Genomic DNA, 17,228 nt, shown 5'->3' with positions numbered 1-17,228 from the left:
CATAATTGAAAGGAGGAAATCAAATGCCACGTAAAGGTCCTGTAGCAAAAAGAGACGTATTACCAGATCCGATTTACAATTCAAAGCTTGTATCTCGTTTAATCAACAAAATGATGATTGATGGTAAAAGAGGGAAATCGCAAGCTATCCTATATTCAGCATTCGAAATCGTTGCTGAGCGTTCTGGAAAAGAAGCGATTGAAGTATTTGATCAAGCATTAAAGAATATCATGCCAGTTCTTGAAGTAAGAGCACGCCGTGTTGGTGGTTCTAACTATCAAGTTCCAGTGGAGGTTCGTCCTGAAAGACGTACTACTTTAGGTCTTCGCTGGTTAGTTAACTATGCTCGTCTTCGCGGAGAGAAAACAATGGAAGAGAGATTAGCTAACGAAATCTTAGATGCAGCTAACAACACTGGTGCATCAGTTAAGAAACGTGAAGATACACACAAAATGGCAGAAGCGAACAAAGCGTTTGCTCACTACCGTTGGTAATATTATAATTTACAAAAATACTTTCATTATGAAAGGAGAAAGACCAAATGGCAAGAGAGTTCTCCTTAGAAAACACTCGTAATATTGGTATCATGGCACATATTGATGCTGGTAAAACGACTACAACTGAGCGTGTACTTTACTACACTGGTCGTATCCACAAAATTGGTGAAACTCACGAAGGTGCATCTCAAATGGACTGGATGGAGCAAGAACAAGAGCGTGGAATTACCATCACATCAGCAGCAACAACTGCACAATGGAAAGGTAACCGTGTAAACATCATCGATACTCCAGGACACGTAGACTTCACTGTTGAAGTTGAACGTTCCCTACGCGTACTTGATGGTGCTGTTGCAGTACTTGATGCACAATCTGGTGTTGAACCACAAACAGAAACAGTTTGGCGTCAAGCTACAACATATGGTGTACCTCGTGTAGTATTCGTAAACAAAATGGATAAAATCGGTGCAGACTTCCTTTATTCATTAAAAACTTTACATGAACGTTTACAAGCAAACGCTCATGCAATTCAACTACCAATTGGTGCTGAAGATCAATTCGAAGGTATCATTGACTTAGTTGAAATGAAAGCAACTTTCTACGGAAATGACCTAGGAACAGATATTCAAGAACGTGAAATTCCAGAAGACTACAGAGAGTTAGCAGAAGAATACCATGAGAAATTGGTTGAGGCTGTAGCTGAACTTGATGAAGAGTTAATGGAAAAATATCTTGGTGGTGAGGAAATCACTACTGATGAATTAAAAGCTGCTATCCGTAAAGGTACAGTTAACGTTGAATTCTACCCAGTAATCTGTGGTTCAGCTTTCAAAAACAAAGGTGTACAAAAAATGCTTGATGCTGTTATTGAGTACTTACCATCTCCATTAGACGTACCTGCAATTAAAGGTACTGCTCCTGATTCAGATGAAGTAATCGAAAAGCACTCAAGTGATGATGAGCCATTCGCTGCTCTTGCGTTCAAAGTAATGACAGATCCATTCGTTGGTAAACTGACATTCTTCCGTGTATACTCTGGTACATTGAGCTCTGGTTCATATGTACAAAACTCTACAAAAGGTAAGCGTGAGCGCGTAGGACGTATTCTGCAAATGCACGCAAACAGCCGTCAAGAGATTACAGAAGTATATGCTGGTGATATCGCAGCGGCTGTAGGTTTAAAAGATACTACTACTGGAGATACTCTATGTGATGAAAAGGATTTAGTAATCTTAGAATCAATGGAATTCCCAGAGCCGGTTATCGAATTGTCTATTGAACCTAAATCAAAAGCTGACCAAGATAAAATGACAACTGCACTACAAAAATTACAAGAAGAAGATCCAACGTTCCGTGCGCATACTAACCAGGAGACTGGTCAAGTTATCATCGCTGGTATGGGTGAACTTCACTTAGATATTCTTGTAGATCGTATGCGTCGTGAATTCAAAGTTGAAGCTAATGTTGGTGCTCCTCAGGTTGCTTACCGTGAAACATTCCGTTCTTCTGCAGCAGTTGAAGGGAAATTCACACGTCAATCTGGTGGACGTGGACAATATGGACACGTTTGGATTGAGTTCTCACCAAATGAAGAAGGTAAAGGATTCGAATTTGAAAATGCTATCGTCGGTGGTGTTGTTCCACGTGAATACATCGCTCCAGTTCAAGCTGGTTTAGAAGATGCGTTACAAAGAGGAGTGCTTGCTGGTTATCCAATGGTAGACATCAAAGCTAAATTATTTGATGGATCATACCATGATGTTGACTCATCTGAGATGGCGTTCAAAATCGCTGCTTCAATGGCATTGAAAAATGCAGCATCTAAATGTAATCCTGTAATTCTTGAGCCTGTTATGAAGGTAGAAGTTATCATTCCAGAAGAATACATGGGTGATATCATGGGTAATATCACTTCACGTCGTGGACGTGTTGAAGGTATGGAAGCTCGTGGTAACGCACAAGTTGTTCGTGCGATGGTTCCTCTTTCTGAAATGTTTGGTTATGCTACGACATTACGTTCAAGCACGCAAGGTCGTGGAGTATTCTCAATGGTGTTTGATCACTATGAAGAAGTACCAAAATCAATCTCTGAAGAGATCATCAAAAAAAATAAAGGGTAATTGTTGATTTTACCTTTTTAATGAAGTATAACTACTATGTAGGCAATAAAGCTGTGATCATTAATCACAGCTCTATAAAAATACTTATTTTTTACAAATCAAAGGAGGATTTTCCTAATGGCAAAAGCTAAATACGATCGTTCTAAGCCACACGTAAATATTGGAACAATTGGTCACGTTGACCATGGTAAAACTACATTGACAGCTGCTATCACAACTGTACTTTCTAAAGTTGGTGGCGGTGAAGCTCGCGGTTATGATCAAATCGACGCTGCTCCAGAAGAGCGTGAGCGTGGAATCACAATCTCTACTGCACACGTTGAGTACGAAACTGCTACTCGTCACTATGCACACGTTGACTGCCCAGGACATGCTGACTATGTTAAAAACATGATCACTGGTGCTGCTCAAATGGATGGCGGTATCTTAGTAGTATCTGCTACTGATGGTCCAATGCCACAAACTCGTGAGCACATCCTTCTTTCTCGTCAAGTTGGTGTACCTCACTTAGTAGTATTCTTAAACAAATGTGATATGGTTGATGACGAAGAACTATTAGAATTAGTAGAAATGGAAGTACGCGACCTATTATCAGAATATGAATTCCCTGGTGATGATATTCCTGTAATTAAAGGTTCTGCTCTTAAAGCTCTTGAAGGAGATGCTGCTTGGGAAGAAAAAATCACTGAGCTTATGGCTGCAGTTGATGAATATATCCCAACTCCAACTCGTGACACTGACAAACCATTCATGATGCCAGTTGAGGATGTATTCTCAATTACTGGTCGTGGTACAGTTGCAACTGGTCGTGTTGAGCGTGGACAAGTTAAAGTTGGTGACGTTGTAGACATCATCGGTTTAGCTGAAGAGAAAAAATCAACTACTGTAACTGGTGTTGAAATGTTCCGTAAATTACTTGATTATGCTGAAGCTGGAGATAACATTGGTGCACTTCTTCGTGGGGTTGCTCGTGAAGAAATCCAACGTGGTCAAGTATTAGCAAAACCAGGTACAATTACTCCACACGTAAAATTCAAAGCTGAAGTTTACGTATTATCAAAAGAAGAAGGTGGACGTCACACTCCATTCTTCACTAACTACCGTCCTCAGTTCTACTTCCGTACAACTGATGTAACTGGTATTTGTAACTTACCTGAAGGCGTAGAAATGGTTATGCCTGGTGACAACATTGAAATGGATGTTGAATTAATTTCTTCTATCGCTATCGAAGAAGGAACTAAATTCTCTATTCGTGAAGGTGGACGTACAGTAGGCGCTGGTGTAGTTGCTACTATCGTTGAATAATAACCTTTGATAAAAACAAGCTGATTCGTCAGCTTGTTTTTTTTGTAATTAAATCTATTGTTATTAAAATTGATACAGGTATGTAAATGGTAATTTTAATATTTGAAGATAGAGATAAATGTTAGTCGAAGTAAATATGTTTAATTATTAAGGTTAGCTATAATAGATAGAGTTATTAATATAGAAGAAAGTGGTTTTCCAAAATCTTTCTATATAATCTTTTACTACTTTTTGTTAGAATATAAAAGTCTTACTAATAGTTTTCTTAAATCTAAATGGTTCATTACCAATTGACTGACAATTATACATTGGGTTGAAATATGATCATGGAATATGTATAATAATCTGAGTGTACTAAAACGAAAGAAAAATAATAAATGTTGTTGCTTTTCTAGGCGTTTTTATGTATAATAGACAATGTTGGTCTTTGACTTGCGATGATGTGGGAGGTTGCTGACACACCCGGCCGCTTTGCCATGGCGAGTGTGTGGGAAATTCCTGCGGAGAATGTCTATTCTAAAATAGGCGAAAAGGAGGGAAAATAATGGCAAAACAAAAAATTCGTATTCGTTTAAAAGCGTATGATCATAGAATTTTAGATCAATCAGCTGAGAAAATCGTTGAAACTGCAAAACGTTCTGGTGCTGCTGTATCTGGACCGATTCCGTTACCAACAGAGAAGTCTATATACACAATCCTACGTGCGGTTCATAAATATAAAGATTCTCGTGAACAGTTTGAAATGCGTACGCATAAACGTCTAATCGACATCGTGAACCCAACTCCACAAACAGTTGATTCACTAATGCGTCTGGATTTACCGTCAGGTGTAGATATCGAAATTAAATTATAATTGAAATAAACATTTAAACAATCAGGAGGTGTGACTTAAATGACCAAAGGAATCTTAGGAAGAAAAATAGGTATGACTCAAGTATTCGCTGATAACGGCAATCTTATCCCTGTAACAGTAGTGGAAGCTGCTGAAAACGTTGTTCTTCAAAAGAAAACTGTTGAAGCTGATGGCTATGCAGCAGTACAAATCGGTTTTGAAAACAAACGTGAAAAGTTAGCTAACAAACCTGAACAAGGACATGTTGCTAAAGCAAGTACTGCTCCTAAGCGCTTCGTTCGTGAATTTAGAGATGTTAGCGTGGAAGAGTATGAGGTTGGTCAAGAAGTCAATGTAAGTATTTTCGCTGAAGGCGATATAGTGGATGTAACAGGTATCTCTAAAGGGAAAGGTTTCCAAGGTTCAATCAAGCGCCATGGACAATCTCGCGGACCAATGGCTCACGGTTCTCGTTACCATCGTCGTCCAGGTTCAATGGGACCTGTAGCGCCAAACCGTGTATTCAAAGGTAAAGCATTACCAGGACGTATGGGTGGAGAACAGATTACTGTTCAAAACTTAGAAATTGTTAAAGTGGATGCAGAGCGCAATCTACTATTAATCAAAGGTAATGTACCTGGAGCTAGAAAAGCTTTATTAAAAATTAAAACTGCTGTTAAAGCATAATTATTAATCTGGAAAGGAGGAAATAAGAATGCCTAAAGTTGCATTATTCAACCAAGACGGTAAGCAAGCTGGAGATATCGAATTAAATGAATCAGTATTTGGTATCGAGCCTAACAAAAGTGTTTTATTTGAAGCAGTTGTTATGCAAAGAGCTTCTTTACGTCAAGGAACTCATAAAACTAAAATTCGTTCTGAGGTTGCTGGTGGTGGACGTAAGCCATGGCGCCAAAAAGGTACAGGACGTGCACGTCAAGGATCTATCAGATCTCCACAATGGCGTGGTGGTGGTACGGTATTTGGACCGGTACCGCGTAGCTACAGCTATAAATTACCTAAAAAAGTTCGTAGATTAGCAATTAAGTCTGCATTATCTACTAAAGTATTAGAAGAAAATATTTTAGTATTACAAAGCCTTGCTTTTGAGGCACCTAAAACTAAAGATTTCAAAGCCGTATTAGGTAATCTTTCTGTAGAAAAGAAAGCATTAATCGTTACAGCTGACCTTGATGAAAACGTAGCATTATCTGCTCGTAACATCCCGGGGGTAACAGTTGTTACTGCTTCTGGAATTACAGTATTAGATGTTTTAAACCATGATAAATTAATCATGACAAAAGCAGCGGTTGAAAAAGTAGAGGAGGTGCTTGCATAATGGATGCACGCGATACGATTAAGCGCCCCGTTATCACTGAACGTTCTACTGATTTAATGGTTGATAAAAAATACACGTTTGAAGTTGATGTAAGAGCTAATAAAACTCAAGTTAAAGATGCTGTTGAAGAAATCTTTGGCGTTAAAGTTGAAAAAGTTAACATCATGAACTACAAAGGTAAATTCAAGCGTATGGGACGTTTTGGTGGATACACAAACAAACGTCGTAAGGCAATTGTTAAATTAACAGCTGACAGCAAAGAAATCGAATTCTTTGAAGCTTAATAATAATATTTAGAAGAGGAGGGAACACAAATGGCGATTAAAAAATATAAACCTACCTCCAATGGTCGACGTAATATGACATCTTCAGACTTTAGTGAAATCACTACAAGTACTCCTGAAAAGTCATTACTTGCTCCTTTACACAGAAAAGGCGGCCGTAATAACCAAGGTAAGTTAACTGTTCGTCATCAAGGTGGAGGTCATAAGCGTCAATATCGTGTAATCGATTTTAAACGTGACAAAGATGGCATTCCAGGACGCGTTGCTACAATTGAGTACGATCCAAACAGATCTGCTAATATCGCGTTAATCAATTATGTAGACGGTGAAAAACGCTACATTCTTGCACCGAAAAATTTAGAAGTTGGATTAGAAGTTATGTCAGGACCTGAGGCTGATATCAAGCCAGGTAATGCATTACCACTTGCTAACATTCCAGTTGGTACAGTAATCCACAACATCGAGTTAAAACCAGGTAAAGGTGGACAATTAGTTCGCTCTGCTGGAACAAGCGCTCAAGTGCTTGGTAAAGAAGGAAAATACGTACTTGTACGTTTAAATTCTGGTGAAGTTCGTTTAATTCTTGCTACTTGCCGTGCATCAATCGGTCAAGTTGGTAATGAACAACACGAATTAATCAACATTGGTAAAGCAGGTCGTAATCGTTGGTTAGGTAAACGCCCAACTGTACGTGGATCTGTAATGAACCCTAATGACCATCCACACGGTGGTGGTGAAGGACGCGCTCCAATCGGACGTAAATCACCAATGTCTCCATGGGGTAAACCAACACTTGGTTACAAAACGCGTAGCAAGAAAAATAAATCTGATAAATTTATTGTACGTAGCCGTAAAAAATAACGGGGTTGAACTACGGTTCAATGATAGAACCGTAGAACAATCACGAAGGGAGGTTCCATTATGGGTCGCAGCTTAAAAAAAGGACCTTTTGTTGATGATCATTTACTAACAAAGATCGAAAAATTAAGTGATAGTGATAAGAAGCAAGTTGTGAAAACTTGGTCTCGTCGTTCTACGATCTTCCCACAATTCATCGGTCAAACAATCGCTGTTTATGATGGTCGTAAACATGTTCCAGTTTATGTTACTGAAGACATGGTAGGTCACAAACTTGGAGAATTTGCTCCAACTCGTACTTACAAAGGTCATGCAAGTGACGATAAGAAAACAAGACGTTAATGAGAGGAGGGCATTCTAATGCAAGCAAAAGCTGTTGCAAATACAGTTCGTATTGCTCCTCGTAAAGCTCGTTTAGTCGTAGATTTAATTCGAGGAAAGCAAGTTGGTGAAGCGGTAGCTATTTTGAAGTTAACTCCAAAAGCAGCTTCTCCAATCGTAGAGAAAGTTTTAAAATCTGCTATTGCTAACGCAGAGCATAACTACGAAATGGATATTAATAACCTAGTGGTTGAGCAAGCATACGTTAATGAAGGACCAACTCTAAAGAGATTCCGTCCACGTGCACAAGGTCGTGCAAGTCAAATCAACAAACGTACTAGCCACATCACTATCGTTGTATCAGAAAAGAAGGAGGGGTAATTAGTGGGTCAAAAAGTAAATCCAGTCGGTTTACGTGTTGGGATCATTCGTGACTGGGAATCTAAATGGTTCGCAGGTAAAGATTATGCTGATCTTTTACACGAAGACCTAAAGGTACGTGAGTATATTACAAAACGCCTAAGTGATGCTTCTGTTTCTAAAGTAGAAATCGAGCGTGCTGCTAACCGCTTAAATGTTACTATCCACACTGCTAAACCAGGTATGGTTATTGGTAAAGGTGGTACAGAAGTTGAAGCTTTACGTAAAGCTCTTAACTCACTTACTGGCAAACGTGTACACATCAATATTTTAGAAATTAAAAGAGCAGATATGGATGCAAAACTAGTTGCTGAGAACATTGCTCGTCAATTAGAAAACCGTGTATCTTTCCGCCGTGCTCAAAAACAAGCAATCCAACGTTCAATGCGTGCTGGTGCTAAAGGTATCAAAACAATGGTATCAGGTCGTCTAGGCGGCGCAGATATTGCACGTTCAGAGTCTTATAGCGAAGGAACTGTTCCATTGCACACTCTACGCGCAGATATCGACTATGCAACTGCTGAAGCTGATACAACTTATGGTAAATTAGGTGTAAAAGTTTGGATCTATCGTGGAGAGATCCTTCCAACGAAGAAGAAAACTGAGGAAGGAGGCAAATAATATGTTACTACCTAAACGTGTAAAATATCGTCGTGTTCATCGTGGTAAAATGCGTGGTCAAGCAAAAGGTGGTACAGAAGTTGCATTCGGTGAATACGGTTTACAATCTTTAGAAGCTTCTTGGATTACAAACCGTCAAATCGAGTCTGCTCGTATTGCAATGACACGTTACATGAAACGTGGCGGTAAAGTTTGGATTAAAATTTTCCCTCATAAGCCTTACACTGCTAAGCCTCTTGAAGTCCGAATGGGTTCCGGTAAGGGTGCTCCTGAAGGTTGGGTAGCAGTAGTTAAGCCTGGAAAAATTATGTTCGAAGTAGCTGGTGTATCTGAAGAGATCGCTCGTGAAGCTCTTCGTCTTGCAGCGCACAAACTTCCTGTTAAATGTAAGTTTGTAAAACGTGAAGAAATTGGTGGTGAAACTAATGAAAGCTAATGAAATTCGTGACCTTACCACTGCTGAAATTGAACAAAAAGTTAAATCCTTAAAAGAAGAGCTTTTCAACCTTCGCTTTCAATTAGCGACTGGACAACTTGAAAATACAGCTCGCATTCGTGAAGTACGCAAAGCGATCGCTCGAATGAAAACTGTCATTCGTGAGAGAGAAATCGGCGTCAATAATCGATAAGTTGAGAGGAGGTTCGTAGAATGAGCGAACGCAATCAACGCAAAGTCTATACTGGTCGTGTTGTATCTGATAAAATGGATAAAACCATTACAGTTGTTGTTGAAACATACAAAAAACACCCTTTATATGGCAAACGCGTGAAATACTCTAAGAAGTATAAAGCTCATGATGAGCAAAACACAGCAAAAACTGGCGATATCGTACGCATTATGGAAACTCGCCCGTTATCAGCTACAAAACGTTTCCGTCTTGTAGAAGTAGTAGAAAAAGCAGTTATTATATAATTGTTCGGAATTAAGCATCCCGAAGGGAGGTTACACACATGATTCAACAAGAATCACGTTTGAAAGTTGCTGACAACTCTGGTGCTCGTGAAGTACTTACTATTAAAGTTCTTGGTGGTTCAGGACGTAAAACTGCAAACATCGGTGATATCATCGTCGTTACTGTGAAACAAGCAACACCAGGTGGCGTTGTTAAAAAAGGTGACGTAGTTAAAGCAGTAGTCGTTAGAACTAAAAGTGGTGTTCGTCGTGCAGACGGTACTTACATTCGTTTCGATGAAAACGCATGTGTAATTATCCGTGATGATAAGAGTCCACGTGGAACACGTATCTTTGGACCAGTTGCACGCGAACTTCGCGATAACAACTTTATGAAGATTGTATCATTAGCTCCAGAAGTACTATAATATAAATTTTAATTGCCTTTAAGGAGGTGCGAAAAGATGCATGTTAAAAAAGGTGACAAAGTAATGGTCATCTCTGGTAAGGATAAAGGCAAAACTGGTGTTGTTCTTGCTGCATTCCCTAAAAAAGATCGCGTGATCGTTGAAGGAATCAACATTGTTAAGAAGCACTCTAAGCCATCCCAATTGAATCCACAAGGTGGAATCAATGACCAGGAAGCTGCTATTCATGTATCCAACGTTATGCCTATCGACCCTAAAACTGGTGAACCTACTCGTGTAGGATCAAAAACGGTTGATGGTAAAAAAGTACGCGTAGCGAAAAAATCCGGTGAAATTCTAGATAAATAGTTCAAATGAAGAAGGGAGGTACAATGAATGAACCGCCTAAAAGAAAAATTTGTTAAAGAAACTACTCCTGCTCTTATGAGCAAGTTCAATTATAAATCAGTTATGGAAGTTCCAAAACTGGAAAAAATCGTTGTTAACATGGGTGTCGGTGATGCTGTAGCAAATGCTAAAGCATTAGATGTTGCTGTTGAAGAATTAGCACAAATTACAGGTCAAAAGCCAGTAATCACTCGTGCTAAGAAGTCAATTGCAGGTTTCCGTCTGCGTGAAGGAATGCCTATCGGAGCAAAAGTTACTCTTCGTGGAGAACGCATGTATCAATTCCTTGATAAACTTGTATCTGTTTCTCTTCCACGTGTACGTGACTTCCGTGGTGTATCTAAAAAATCATTTGACGGACGCGGTAACTACACTTTAGGTGTTAAAGAACAATTGATTTTCCCTGAAATTGATTACGATAAAGTAAACAAAGTTAGAGGAATGGACATTGTTATCGTTACAACTGCAAAAACAGATGAAGAAGCTCGTGAACTGTTAACTCAATTTGGAATGCCGTTCCAAAAGTAATCTCTAATTAGAGGGAGGCGAAGATGTGGCTAAGAAGTCAATGATTGCGAAACAAAAACGCACGCCTAAATATAAAGTACAAGAATACACACGTTGCGAACGTTGTGGTCGTCCACATTCTGTGTACCGTAAATTTAAGCTTTGCCGTATTTGTTTCCGCGAATTAGCGTATAAGGGACAAATTCCTGGTGTGAAAAAAGCTAGCTGGTAAAACCCGATATTGGGAAGGAGGTAAATACAAATGGTTATGACAGATCCAATTGCAGATTTGCTTACAAGAATCCGTAATGCGAATATGGTTCGTCACGAAAAATTAGAAGTTCCTGCTTCTAACATCAAAAAAGAGATCGCTGAAATCCTAAAGCGTGAAGGTTTTGTACGTGATGTAGAATATATCGAAGACAACAAACAAGGTATTATCCGCATTTTCTTAAAATACGGTTCAAGCAACGAGCGTGTAATTACTGGACTTAAAAGAATTAGTAAACCTGGTCTTCGTGTTTATGCGAAAGCAACAGAAGTACCTCGTGTATTAAACGGTCTTGGAATTGCATTAGTTTCTACTTCTCAAGGAGTACTTACTGATAAAGAAGCTCGTGCGAAACAAGTTGGCGGAGAAGTATTAGCATACGTTTGGTAATAATAGGTTTAATGAATGGAGGTGCAACTAAATGTCTCGTGTAGGTAAAAAACCAATCGAAGTACCAGCAGGCGTTACAGTTACTATTGATAAAAGTACTGTAACGGTGAAAGGTCCTAAAGGTGAATTAACTCGTACTTTTAATTCTGATATTGCGATCAGCTTAGAAGAAAACGTGATTAATGTAACTCGTCCTTCTGATGTGAAGGAACATCGTGCATTACATGGAACAACTCGTGCATTGTTATCTAACATGGTGGAGGGTGTTTCAAAAGGCTTTGAAAGAGGTCTTGAATTAATCGGTGTCGGTTACCGTGCTCAAAAACAAGGAAACAAACTTGTATTGAACGTAGGTTACTCTCATCCAGTAGAAATCGAACCAGAAGCTGGTATTGAAATCGAAGTACCATCTGCTACGAAAGTAGTTGTAAAAGGAACTAGTAAAGAGCGTGTTGGAGCACTTGCTGCTAACATTCGTGACGTTCGTCCACCAGAACCTTATAAAGGGAAAGGTATCCGTTATGAAGGCGAATATGTACGTAGAAAAGAAGGTAAAACTGGTAAGTAATGCCGCATAGGTAAACGAAAGGAGTGACCTAAATGATTACGAAGGCTGATAAAAATCAAGTTCGTAAGAAAAGACACGCACGTGTGCGTTCTAAACTTAGCGGAACTGAAGCTCGTCCTCGTTTAAATGTGTTCCGTTCAAACAAACACATTTACGCTCAATTAATTGATGATGTTAATGGTGTAACAATCGCAAGTGCATCTTCATTAGATAAAGAGCTTAACCTTGAATCTACTGGTAATTTAGAAGCTGCAGTTAAGATCGGTGAATTAGTAGCTAAACGTGCTGTAGAAAAAGGAATTAAATCAGTAGTATTTGACCGCGGAGGATATTTATATCATGGTCGCGTAAAAGCTTTAGCTGATGCTGCTCGTGAGAACGGCCTAGAATTTTAATAGACAAAGGAGGGACATAAAAAGATGCGTCGTATTGATCCAAACAAACTTGAACTTGAAGAACGCGTAGTTACAGTTAACCGTGTAGCGAAAGTTGTTAAAGGTGGACGTCGTTTTCGTTTCTCTGCTCTAGTAGTAGTTGGGGACAAAAATGGTAACGTTGGTTTTGGTACTGGTAAAGCTCAAGAAGTACCTGATGCAATTCGCAAAGCGGTTGAAGATGCGAAGAAAAATCTTATTGAAGTACCAATGGTTGGTACAACAATTCCACACGAAATTATCGGACATTTCGGAGCTGGTGAAATCCTATTGAAGCCTGCTTCTGCAGGTACAGGGGTTATCGCTGGTGGTCCAGTACGTGCTGTGCTTGAATTAGCTGGTGTAGCTGATATCTTATCTAAGTCATTAGGTACTAACACACCAATTAACATGGTTCGTGCCACTTTAGACGGTTTAAAACAATTAAAACGTGCTGAAGACGTAGCGAAGTTACGTGGAAAATCAGTAGAAGAACTGTTAGGATAAGGAGGGAAATTAAATGGCAAACAATCTGGAAATTACCCTCACTAGAAGCGTAATTGGTCGTCCGCAAGACCAACGCGAAACAGTTAAAGCTTTAGGATTACGTAAGGTAAATCAAACAGTTGTTCAACAAGATAATGCTGCAATTCGCGGTATGATCAATAAAGTATCACATCTTGTAACTGTAAAAGAAAATTAAAAATCATTCTTCTTCAATAAGGAGGTGCCAAAATGAAACTTCATGAATTAAAACCTGCAGAAGGTTCTCGTCAAGAACGTAAACGCAAAGGGCGCGGTATCGGTTCAGGTAATGGTAAAACTGCTGGTAAAGGTCATAAAGGTCAAAACGCACGTTCAGGTGGGGGTGTAAGACCTGGATTCGAAGGTGGTCAAACGCCTTTATTCCGTCGTTTACCTAAACGTGGTTTTACTAATATCAACCGTAAAGAATACGCTATTGTTAATTTAGATACTCTAAATCGTTTTGAAGAGGGAACTGAAGTAACTCCAGAACTTCTTATCGAAACAGGAGTTGTTAGCAACGAAAAAGCAGGAATTAAGATTCTTGCAAAAGGCAACGTAGAGAAAAAGCTTACTGTTAAAGCTCATAAATTCTCCTCTGCTGCAAAGGAAGCTATTGAAGCTGCCGGCGGTCAAACAGAGGTGATCTGATGTTTCAGACAATCTCCAATTTTATGCGCGTGGGTGAAATAAGACGAAAAATCATATTCACCCTATTAATGTTGATTATATTTCGTCTTGGTACATTTATTCCTGTACCGTATGTGAATGCAGACTTTTTAAAAGCACAAGATGCTTTTAGCGCCTTCGGAATTTTAAATACTTTCGGTGGTGGAGCACTAAAGAATTTTTCTATTCTTGCAATGGGAATCATGCCGTATATTACAGCGTCTATTATTGTAAGCTTATTACAAATGGATGTTGTACCAAAATTTACGGAATGGTCAAAACAGGGTGAGGCTGGACGAAGAAAATTAACGCAGTTTACGCGTTACTTTACAATCGTTCTAGCACTTATCCAAGGTTTTGGTATGTCATACGGTTTTAATAATCTTGCTGGTGGTGCATTGATTACAAAACCTGGATTTTCATCGTATTTGGTAATTTCTCTTGTGTTAACAGCTGGTACAGCCTTTTTAATGTGGTTAGGAGAACTAATTACTTCTAAAGGGGTTGGGAATGGTATTTCTATTATCATTTTTGCTGGTATCGCAGCCGGAATTCCTTCTATTGCTAATCAAATCTATGCTCAGCAGTTTGACAACCCGGGTGATCAATTATTCCTTAATATTGTTACGTTAGCTTTAATCGTTCTAGCTGTCATTGCAATAGTAGTAGGAGTAATTTTCATTCAGCAAGCTCTTAGAAAGATACCAATTCAATATGCTAAAAGAATGGTAAACGGAAATAGCAGCACAGGTGGACAATCAACACATTTACCGTTGAAAGTAAACTCTGCTGGTGTTATTCCAGTTATCTTTGCAGTTTCCTTCTTGGTTACACCGAGAACTATTGCATCATTCTTACCGCAAAACGACGTTACTTCCTGGATACAAAGAGTATTTGACTATACTCATCCAATAGGAATGATTATATATACGGTATTAATCCTTGCTTTTACTTATTTCTATGCTTTCATTCAGGTGAATCCAGAACAAGTTTCTGAAAACCTGAAAAAACAAGGTGGATATATTCCAGGTATTCGACCTGGTAAAAGTACGCAAGATTATTTATCACGTGTTCTATCTCGTTTAACACTAGTTGGAGCTCTATTCTTAGCCATTATTGCAATACTTCCTGTATTTTTCATTAATATTGCAGGGCTTCCACAATCGGCTCAGATTGGCGGAACAAGTATTATAATCGTGGTTGGGGTGGCATTGGAAACAATGAAGCAATTAGAATCTCAATTAGTAAAACGACACTATAAAGGTTTTATTAAATAGTATAATTTAGGGGACGCTTGTCCCTTGAATTTTATGTAAGAGAACTTGAGGGGGAATACGCATGAATTTAGTCTTAATGGGGCTCCCTGGCGCAGGTAAAGGTACACAAGCTGAGAAGATTGTCGCGAAGTACGACATCCCTCATATTTCAACTGGCGACATGTTCCGTGCGGCTATGAAAGACGAAACAGAACTTGGACTAAAGGCAAAATCTTTTATGGATAAAGGTGAATTAGTACCAGATGAAGTGACAATTGGTATTGTTCGCGAAAGACTTAGCAAGGATGACTGTGAAAAAGGTTTTCTTTTAGATGGTTTTCCTCGTACAGTTCCTCAAGCAGAAGCTTTAGAAAATATTTTGTCTGATTTGAATAAGAAACTAGACTTTTGTATCAATGTTCAAGTGGATCAAGAGATATTAATGGAGCGTTTAACAGGCAGACGTATTTGTAAAAGCTGTGGTGCGACCTATCATCTAGTGTTTAATCCGCCAACCAAGCCAGATACATGTGATCGTTGTGGAGGCGAATTATACCAACGCGCTGATGATAATGAAGCAACAGTGAAAAATCGTTTAGAAGTTAATATCAAGCAGTCTCAACCATTACTTGATTTCTATGAGTCAAAAGGTTATCTTCGTAATATCAATGGACAACAAGATATTAATAAAGTATTCGTAGATCTTGACGAATTATTAAGTACTTTAAAATAAGAGTAACTTTTGCTTTGACTAATCTGTTCTCTAGCATGGAATAAATCAGAGATAATAAATAGAAGAATTGGGATGAAATGGCTGAGGAGTTTATTCCTAAACATGATGCATTTCCTTTTTTCAAAAGGTATAATAATTTTCATGGTTATATCTGTAACAAAAAAAGCATAACCGTGTTATTTTGACATGTTTATCTTCGTTAAAAGATTAATCAATTTAGATAATTGGTGCAGAGTATTTTGGATTTCATGGTAACTCCGCTTGAATTGCTTTTTTATCTAGTAGTGAAGAAGGTAATGTAACTATTATTCTTTCTATTATGACGATTGGTATTAGAAACAGGTGTGCAGTTGTCGAACAGTCTACGAAATCCTTGAAATACGAAATCTATGTGGCTTTTCAAGTGAAACCAAGTATGAGTGGGAAGTTTTAAGGCTAGACTCATGAAGAATGATAATTTTTCTTGAAAAAGGTCATATAAATGCTTGTATACTTCGATACGATAAGACACAAGGCTGTTGATAGAATATTCGTAATGAGAGGAAAGATCATTTCTTTCTTAAAATGAATGATCTAGCAATGCTAAGTTTAGTTGGTAGCATTAAACCTTTTTCTATTTCTTTGCCTATTATTATATTTTTTTATAATTAATAGCGGACGAAGTACCTTCTCTTATGGTATAATCAATTAGTTGCAGTTAAATGCAGTTATATTATATTATAGGAGCAGTTCAGAGTAGTTTAATGTACACCGATCGTGTGACAAGAAGAGCTACACTTTGCTATATTAGTTAAGATGGATCTCGTATTTTTTTATGGAAAGGAGAGATTTTCGATGGCTAAAGACGATGTAATCGAAATTGAAGGCACAATCACTGAAACTTTGCCGAACGCCATGTTTAAGGTAGAATTAGAAAATGGTCATACTGTATTGGCTCACGTTTCTGGTAAAATTCGCATGCATTTCATCCGTATTTTACCTGGTGATAAAGTAACGGTTGAGTTATCTCCATATGACTTAACTCGCGGAAGAATTACTTACCGCTTTAAATAATCTGATTGCACTCCGTACTATCAAGGAGGTTAGGATAATGAAAGTTAGACCATCTGTTAAACCAATCTGCGAAAAATGTAAAGTTATCCGCAGACGTGGTAAAGTTATGGTTATCTGTGAAAACCCTAAACACAAACAAAAACAAGGTTAATAACAAGGAGGTGCGCATATAGATGGCACGTATTGCTGGTGTGGATATTCCACGTGAAAAACGTGTAGTAATATCTTTAACTTACATTTACGGTATTGGAAAAAATACTGCACAAAAAGTATTAGCAGAAGCTGGTGTTTCTGAAGATACACGCGTTCGTGATTTAACGGAAGATGAATTAAACAAGATCCGTGATATCATTGACGGTTTAAAAGTAGAAGGGGATCTTCGTCGTGAGATTTCTTTAAATATTAAGCGTCTAATGGAAATTGGTTGCTACCGTGGCCTTCGTCACCGTCGTGGTTTACCAGTTCGTGGACAAAACACGAAAAACAACGCTCGTACTCGCAAAGGTCCTCGTAAGACTGTAGCTAATAAGAAAAAATAA

The 17,228-nt window shown here is 38.5% G+C and carries 29 protein-coding genes; all 29 read left to right on the top strand.

Annotated features, from left to right (window positions below; translation table 11 throughout):
• Window positions 1–23 precede the first annotated feature (23 nt).
• Window positions 24–494: a 30S ribosomal protein S7 gene (gene rpsG / locus BCI01S_RS20590; protein ID WP_016204554.1), complete on the top strand. Its 471-nt coding sequence runs from the start codon at window positions 24–26 to the stop codon at window positions 492–494.
• A gap of 47 nt (window positions 495–541) precedes the next feature.
• Window positions 542–2,617, top strand: a complete 2,076-nt coding sequence (fusA, locus tag BCI01S_RS20585; protein WP_047943713.1) for an elongation factor G — start codon at window positions 542–544, stop codon at window positions 2,615–2,617.
• Between the two features lie 117 nt (window positions 2,618–2,734).
• Window positions 2,735–3,922 (top strand): elongation factor Tu, encoded by a 1,188-nt coding sequence (gene tuf, locus BCI01S_RS20580; protein ID WP_047943714.1) that lies wholly within the window; start codon window positions 2,735–2,737, stop codon window positions 3,920–3,922.
• A gap of 544 nt (window positions 3,923–4,466) precedes the next feature.
• Window positions 4,467–4,775 (top strand): 30S ribosomal protein S10, encoded by a 309-nt coding sequence (gene rpsJ / locus BCI01S_RS20575; RefSeq protein ID WP_009336571.1) that lies wholly within the window; start codon window positions 4,467–4,469, stop codon window positions 4,773–4,775.
• 39 nt (window positions 4,776–4,814) lie between these two features.
• On the top strand, window positions 4,815–5,441 hold the full coding sequence (gene rplC / locus BCI01S_RS20570; RefSeq protein WP_047943715.1) for a 50S ribosomal protein L3: 627 nt from the start codon (window positions 4,815–4,817) through the stop codon (window positions 5,439–5,441).
• Between the two features lie 28 nt (window positions 5,442–5,469).
• On the top strand, window positions 5,470–6,093 hold the full coding sequence (gene rplD, locus BCI01S_RS20565) for a 50S ribosomal protein L4 (RefSeq protein ID WP_047943716.1): 624 nt from the start codon (window positions 5,470–5,472) through the stop codon (window positions 6,091–6,093).
• A complete protein-coding gene (rplW, locus tag BCI01S_RS20560; RefSeq protein ID WP_016204560.1) occupies window positions 6,093–6,377 on the top strand; it encodes a 50S ribosomal protein L23 in 285 nt (94 codons plus the stop codon). Before rplD ends, rplW begins: the two co-directional genes overlap by 1 nt.
• A gap of 30 nt (window positions 6,378–6,407) precedes the next feature.
• Window positions 6,408–7,238, top strand: coding sequence for a 50S ribosomal protein L2 (gene rplB / locus BCI01S_RS20555; protein ID WP_016204561.1), 831 nt, complete (start codon window positions 6,408–6,410; stop codon window positions 7,236–7,238).
• 60 nt (window positions 7,239–7,298) lie between these two features.
• Window positions 7,299–7,577, top strand: coding sequence for a 30S ribosomal protein S19 (gene rpsS / locus BCI01S_RS20550; protein ID WP_016204562.1), 279 nt, complete (start codon window positions 7,299–7,301; stop codon window positions 7,575–7,577).
• Window positions 7,578–7,595: 18 nt separating this feature from the next.
• Window positions 7,596–7,937 (top strand): 50S ribosomal protein L22, encoded by a 342-nt coding sequence (gene rplV / locus BCI01S_RS20545; protein ID WP_047943717.1) that lies wholly within the window; start codon window positions 7,596–7,598, stop codon window positions 7,935–7,937.
• Between the two features lie 3 nt (window positions 7,938–7,940).
• Window positions 7,941–8,597 carry a 30S ribosomal protein S3 gene (gene rpsC, locus BCI01S_RS20540; RefSeq protein ID WP_047943718.1) on the top strand — a complete coding sequence of 219 codons (657 nt, stop codon included), beginning with the start codon at window positions 7,941–7,943 and terminating at the stop codon, window positions 8,595–8,597.
• 1 nt (window position 8,598) lies between these two features.
• Window positions 8,599–9,033: a 50S ribosomal protein L16 gene (gene rplP / locus BCI01S_RS20535; protein ID WP_016204565.1), complete on the top strand. Its 435-nt coding sequence runs from the start codon at window positions 8,599–8,601 to the stop codon at window positions 9,031–9,033.
• Complete coding sequence (gene rpmC, locus BCI01S_RS20530; protein WP_003351417.1) at window positions 9,023–9,226, top strand: 50S ribosomal protein L29; 204 nt, start codon at window positions 9,023–9,025, stop codon at window positions 9,224–9,226. The genes rplP and rpmC overlap by 11 nt, the downstream gene beginning before the upstream one ends.
• A 20-nt stretch (window positions 9,227–9,246) precedes the next feature.
• A complete protein-coding gene (gene rpsQ, locus BCI01S_RS20525) occupies window positions 9,247–9,510 on the top strand; it encodes a 30S ribosomal protein S17 (protein ID WP_031537905.1) in 264 nt (87 codons plus the stop codon).
• Window positions 9,511–9,548: 38 nt separating this feature from the next.
• Window positions 9,549–9,917, top strand: coding sequence for a 50S ribosomal protein L14 (rplN, locus tag BCI01S_RS20520; protein ID WP_016204567.1), 369 nt, complete (start codon window positions 9,549–9,551; stop codon window positions 9,915–9,917).
• Window positions 9,918–9,953: 36 nt separating this feature from the next.
• The gene (gene rplX / locus BCI01S_RS20515; RefSeq protein ID WP_016204568.1) at window positions 9,954–10,265 is read left to right on the top strand and encodes a 50S ribosomal protein L24; all 312 of its coding nucleotides are present in this window, start codon (window positions 9,954–9,956) and stop codon (window positions 10,263–10,265) included.
• A gap of 27 nt (window positions 10,266–10,292) precedes the next feature.
• Window positions 10,293–10,832, top strand: coding sequence for a 50S ribosomal protein L5 (gene rplE / locus BCI01S_RS20510; protein ID WP_047943719.1), 540 nt, complete (start codon window positions 10,293–10,295; stop codon window positions 10,830–10,832).
• Window positions 10,833–10,857: 25 nt separating this feature from the next.
• The gene (rpsN, locus tag BCI01S_RS20505; protein ID WP_009499044.1) at window positions 10,858–11,043 is read left to right on the top strand and encodes a 30S ribosomal protein S14; all 186 of its coding nucleotides are present in this window, start codon (window positions 10,858–10,860) and stop codon (window positions 11,041–11,043) included.
• Between the two features lie 30 nt (window positions 11,044–11,073).
• Window positions 11,074–11,472: a 30S ribosomal protein S8 gene (gene rpsH / locus BCI01S_RS20500; protein ID WP_016204570.1), complete on the top strand. Its 399-nt coding sequence runs from the start codon at window positions 11,074–11,076 to the stop codon at window positions 11,470–11,472.
• A gap of 31 nt (window positions 11,473–11,503) precedes the next feature.
• Window positions 11,504–12,040 carry a 50S ribosomal protein L6 gene (gene rplF / locus BCI01S_RS20495; RefSeq protein WP_047943720.1) on the top strand — a complete coding sequence of 179 codons (537 nt, stop codon included), beginning with the start codon at window positions 11,504–11,506 and terminating at the stop codon, window positions 12,038–12,040.
• Window positions 12,041–12,072: 32 nt separating this feature from the next.
• A complete protein-coding gene (gene rplR, locus BCI01S_RS20490; protein WP_047943721.1) occupies window positions 12,073–12,435 on the top strand; it encodes a 50S ribosomal protein L18 in 363 nt (120 codons plus the stop codon).
• A gap of 24 nt (window positions 12,436–12,459) precedes the next feature.
• A complete protein-coding gene (gene rpsE / locus BCI01S_RS20485) occupies window positions 12,460–12,960 on the top strand; it encodes a 30S ribosomal protein S5 (protein ID WP_047943722.1) in 501 nt (166 codons plus the stop codon).
• Between the two features lie 13 nt (window positions 12,961–12,973).
• On the top strand, window positions 12,974–13,156 hold the full coding sequence (gene rpmD / locus BCI01S_RS20480; protein WP_016204574.1) for a 50S ribosomal protein L30: 183 nt from the start codon (window positions 12,974–12,976) through the stop codon (window positions 13,154–13,156).
• 32 nt (window positions 13,157–13,188) lie between these two features.
• Window positions 13,189–13,629 carry a 50S ribosomal protein L15 gene (rplO, locus tag BCI01S_RS20475; RefSeq protein WP_047943723.1) on the top strand — a complete coding sequence of 147 codons (441 nt, stop codon included), beginning with the start codon at window positions 13,189–13,191 and terminating at the stop codon, window positions 13,627–13,629.
• On the top strand, window positions 13,629–14,924 hold the full coding sequence (gene secY, locus BCI01S_RS20470) for a preprotein translocase subunit SecY (protein ID WP_047943724.1): 1,296 nt from the start codon (window positions 13,629–13,631) through the stop codon (window positions 14,922–14,924). Before rplO ends, secY begins: the two co-directional genes overlap by 1 nt.
• Before the next feature lie 61 nt (window positions 14,925–14,985).
• Window positions 14,986–15,636: an adenylate kinase gene (locus BCI01S_RS20465; protein ID WP_061800912.1), complete on the top strand. Its 651-nt coding sequence runs from the start codon at window positions 14,986–14,988 to the stop codon at window positions 15,634–15,636.
• A gap of 834 nt (window positions 15,637–16,470) precedes the next feature.
• Window positions 16,471–16,689 (top strand): translation initiation factor IF-1, encoded by a 219-nt coding sequence (gene infA, locus BCI01S_RS20460; RefSeq protein WP_016204578.1) that lies wholly within the window; start codon window positions 16,471–16,473, stop codon window positions 16,687–16,689.
• A 37-nt stretch (window positions 16,690–16,726) separates the two neighbouring features.
• Window positions 16,727–16,840: a 50S ribosomal protein L36 gene (gene rpmJ / locus BCI01S_RS20455; RefSeq protein WP_000868344.1), complete on the top strand. Its 114-nt coding sequence runs from the start codon at window positions 16,727–16,729 to the stop codon at window positions 16,838–16,840.
• A 22-nt stretch (window positions 16,841–16,862) separates the two neighbouring features.
• Window positions 16,863–17,228 carry a 30S ribosomal protein S13 gene (gene rpsM / locus BCI01S_RS20450; protein ID WP_016204579.1) on the top strand — a complete coding sequence of 122 codons (366 nt, stop codon included), beginning with the start codon at window positions 16,863–16,865 and terminating at the stop codon, window positions 17,226–17,228.

The sequence above is a fragment of the Niallia circulans NBRC 13626 genome (assembly GCF_001591585.1).
In the GTDB taxonomy this organism is placed as follows: domain Bacteria; phylum Bacillota; class Bacilli; order Bacillales; family Cytobacillaceae; genus Niallia; species Niallia circulans.
This window is presented reverse-complemented; position numbering and strand designations above follow the sequence as displayed.

Bases quoted from the DNA above. Each gene is read 5' to 3' on its own strand.
- tuf (WP_047943714.1), top strand. From the start codon at position 2,735: ATGGCAAAAGCTAAATACGATCGTTCTAAGCCACACGTAAATATTGGA.
- rplN (WP_016204567.1), top strand. From the start codon at position 9,549: ATGATTCAACAAGAATCACGTTTGAAAGTTGCTGACAACTCTGGTGCT.
- secY (WP_047943724.1), top strand. From the start codon at position 13,629: ATGTTTCAGACAATCTCCAATTTTATGCGCGTGGGTGAAATAAGACGA.
- rpsQ (WP_031537905.1), top strand. From the start codon at position 9,247: ATGAGCGAACGCAATCAACGCAAAGTCTATACTGGTCGTGTTGTATCT.
- rpmD (WP_016204574.1), top strand. From the start codon at position 12,974: ATGGCAAACAATCTGGAAATTACCCTCACTAGAAGCGTAATTGGTCGT.
- rpsH (WP_016204570.1), top strand. From the start codon at position 11,074: ATGGTTATGACAGATCCAATTGCAGATTTGCTTACAAGAATCCGTAAT.
- rpsE (WP_047943722.1), top strand. From the start codon at position 12,460: ATGCGTCGTATTGATCCAAACAAACTTGAACTTGAAGAACGCGTAGTT.
- rplX (WP_016204568.1), top strand. From the start codon at position 9,954: ATGCATGTTAAAAAAGGTGACAAAGTAATGGTCATCTCTGGTAAGGAT.
- rplF (WP_047943720.1), top strand. From the start codon at position 11,504: ATGTCTCGTGTAGGTAAAAAACCAATCGAAGTACCAGCAGGCGTTACA.
- rpsS (WP_016204562.1), top strand. From the start codon at position 7,299: ATGGGTCGCAGCTTAAAAAAAGGACCTTTTGTTGATGATCATTTACTA.
- rplR (WP_047943721.1), top strand. From the start codon at position 12,073: ATGATTACGAAGGCTGATAAAAATCAAGTTCGTAAGAAAAGACACGCA.
- rplW (WP_016204560.1), top strand. From the start codon at position 6,093: ATGGATGCACGCGATACGATTAAGCGCCCCGTTATCACTGAACGTTCT.
- rplP (WP_016204565.1), top strand. From the start codon at position 8,599: ATGTTACTACCTAAACGTGTAAAATATCGTCGTGTTCATCGTGGTAAA.
- rpsG (WP_016204554.1), top strand. From the start codon at position 24: ATGCCACGTAAAGGTCCTGTAGCAAAAAGAGACGTATTACCAGATCCG.
- rpmC (WP_003351417.1), top strand. From the start codon at position 9,023: ATGAAAGCTAATGAAATTCGTGACCTTACCACTGCTGAAATTGAACAA.
- rplC (WP_047943715.1), top strand. From the start codon at position 4,815: ATGACCAAAGGAATCTTAGGAAGAAAAATAGGTATGACTCAAGTATTC.
- fusA (WP_047943713.1), top strand. From the start codon at position 542: ATGGCAAGAGAGTTCTCCTTAGAAAACACTCGTAATATTGGTATCATG.
- rplV (WP_047943717.1), top strand. From the start codon at position 7,596: ATGCAAGCAAAAGCTGTTGCAAATACAGTTCGTATTGCTCCTCGTAAA.
- BCI01S_RS20465 (WP_061800912.1), top strand. From the start codon at position 14,986: ATGAATTTAGTCTTAATGGGGCTCCCTGGCGCAGGTAAAGGTACACAA.
- rplD (WP_047943716.1), top strand. From the start codon at position 5,470: ATGCCTAAAGTTGCATTATTCAACCAAGACGGTAAGCAAGCTGGAGAT.
- rpmJ (WP_000868344.1), top strand. From the start codon at position 16,727: ATGAAAGTTAGACCATCTGTTAAACCAATCTGCGAAAAATGTAAAGTT.
- rplE (WP_047943719.1), top strand. From the start codon at position 10,293: ATGAACCGCCTAAAAGAAAAATTTGTTAAAGAAACTACTCCTGCTCTT.
- infA (WP_016204578.1), top strand. From the start codon at position 16,471: ATGGCTAAAGACGATGTAATCGAAATTGAAGGCACAATCACTGAAACT.
- rpsJ (WP_009336571.1), top strand. From the start codon at position 4,467: ATGGCAAAACAAAAAATTCGTATTCGTTTAAAAGCGTATGATCATAGA.
- rplO (WP_047943723.1), top strand. From the start codon at position 13,189: ATGAAACTTCATGAATTAAAACCTGCAGAAGGTTCTCGTCAAGAACGT.
- rplB (WP_016204561.1), top strand. From the start codon at position 6,408: ATGGCGATTAAAAAATATAAACCTACCTCCAATGGTCGACGTAATATG.
- rpsM (WP_016204579.1), top strand. From the start codon at position 16,863: ATGGCACGTATTGCTGGTGTGGATATTCCACGTGAAAAACGTGTAGTA.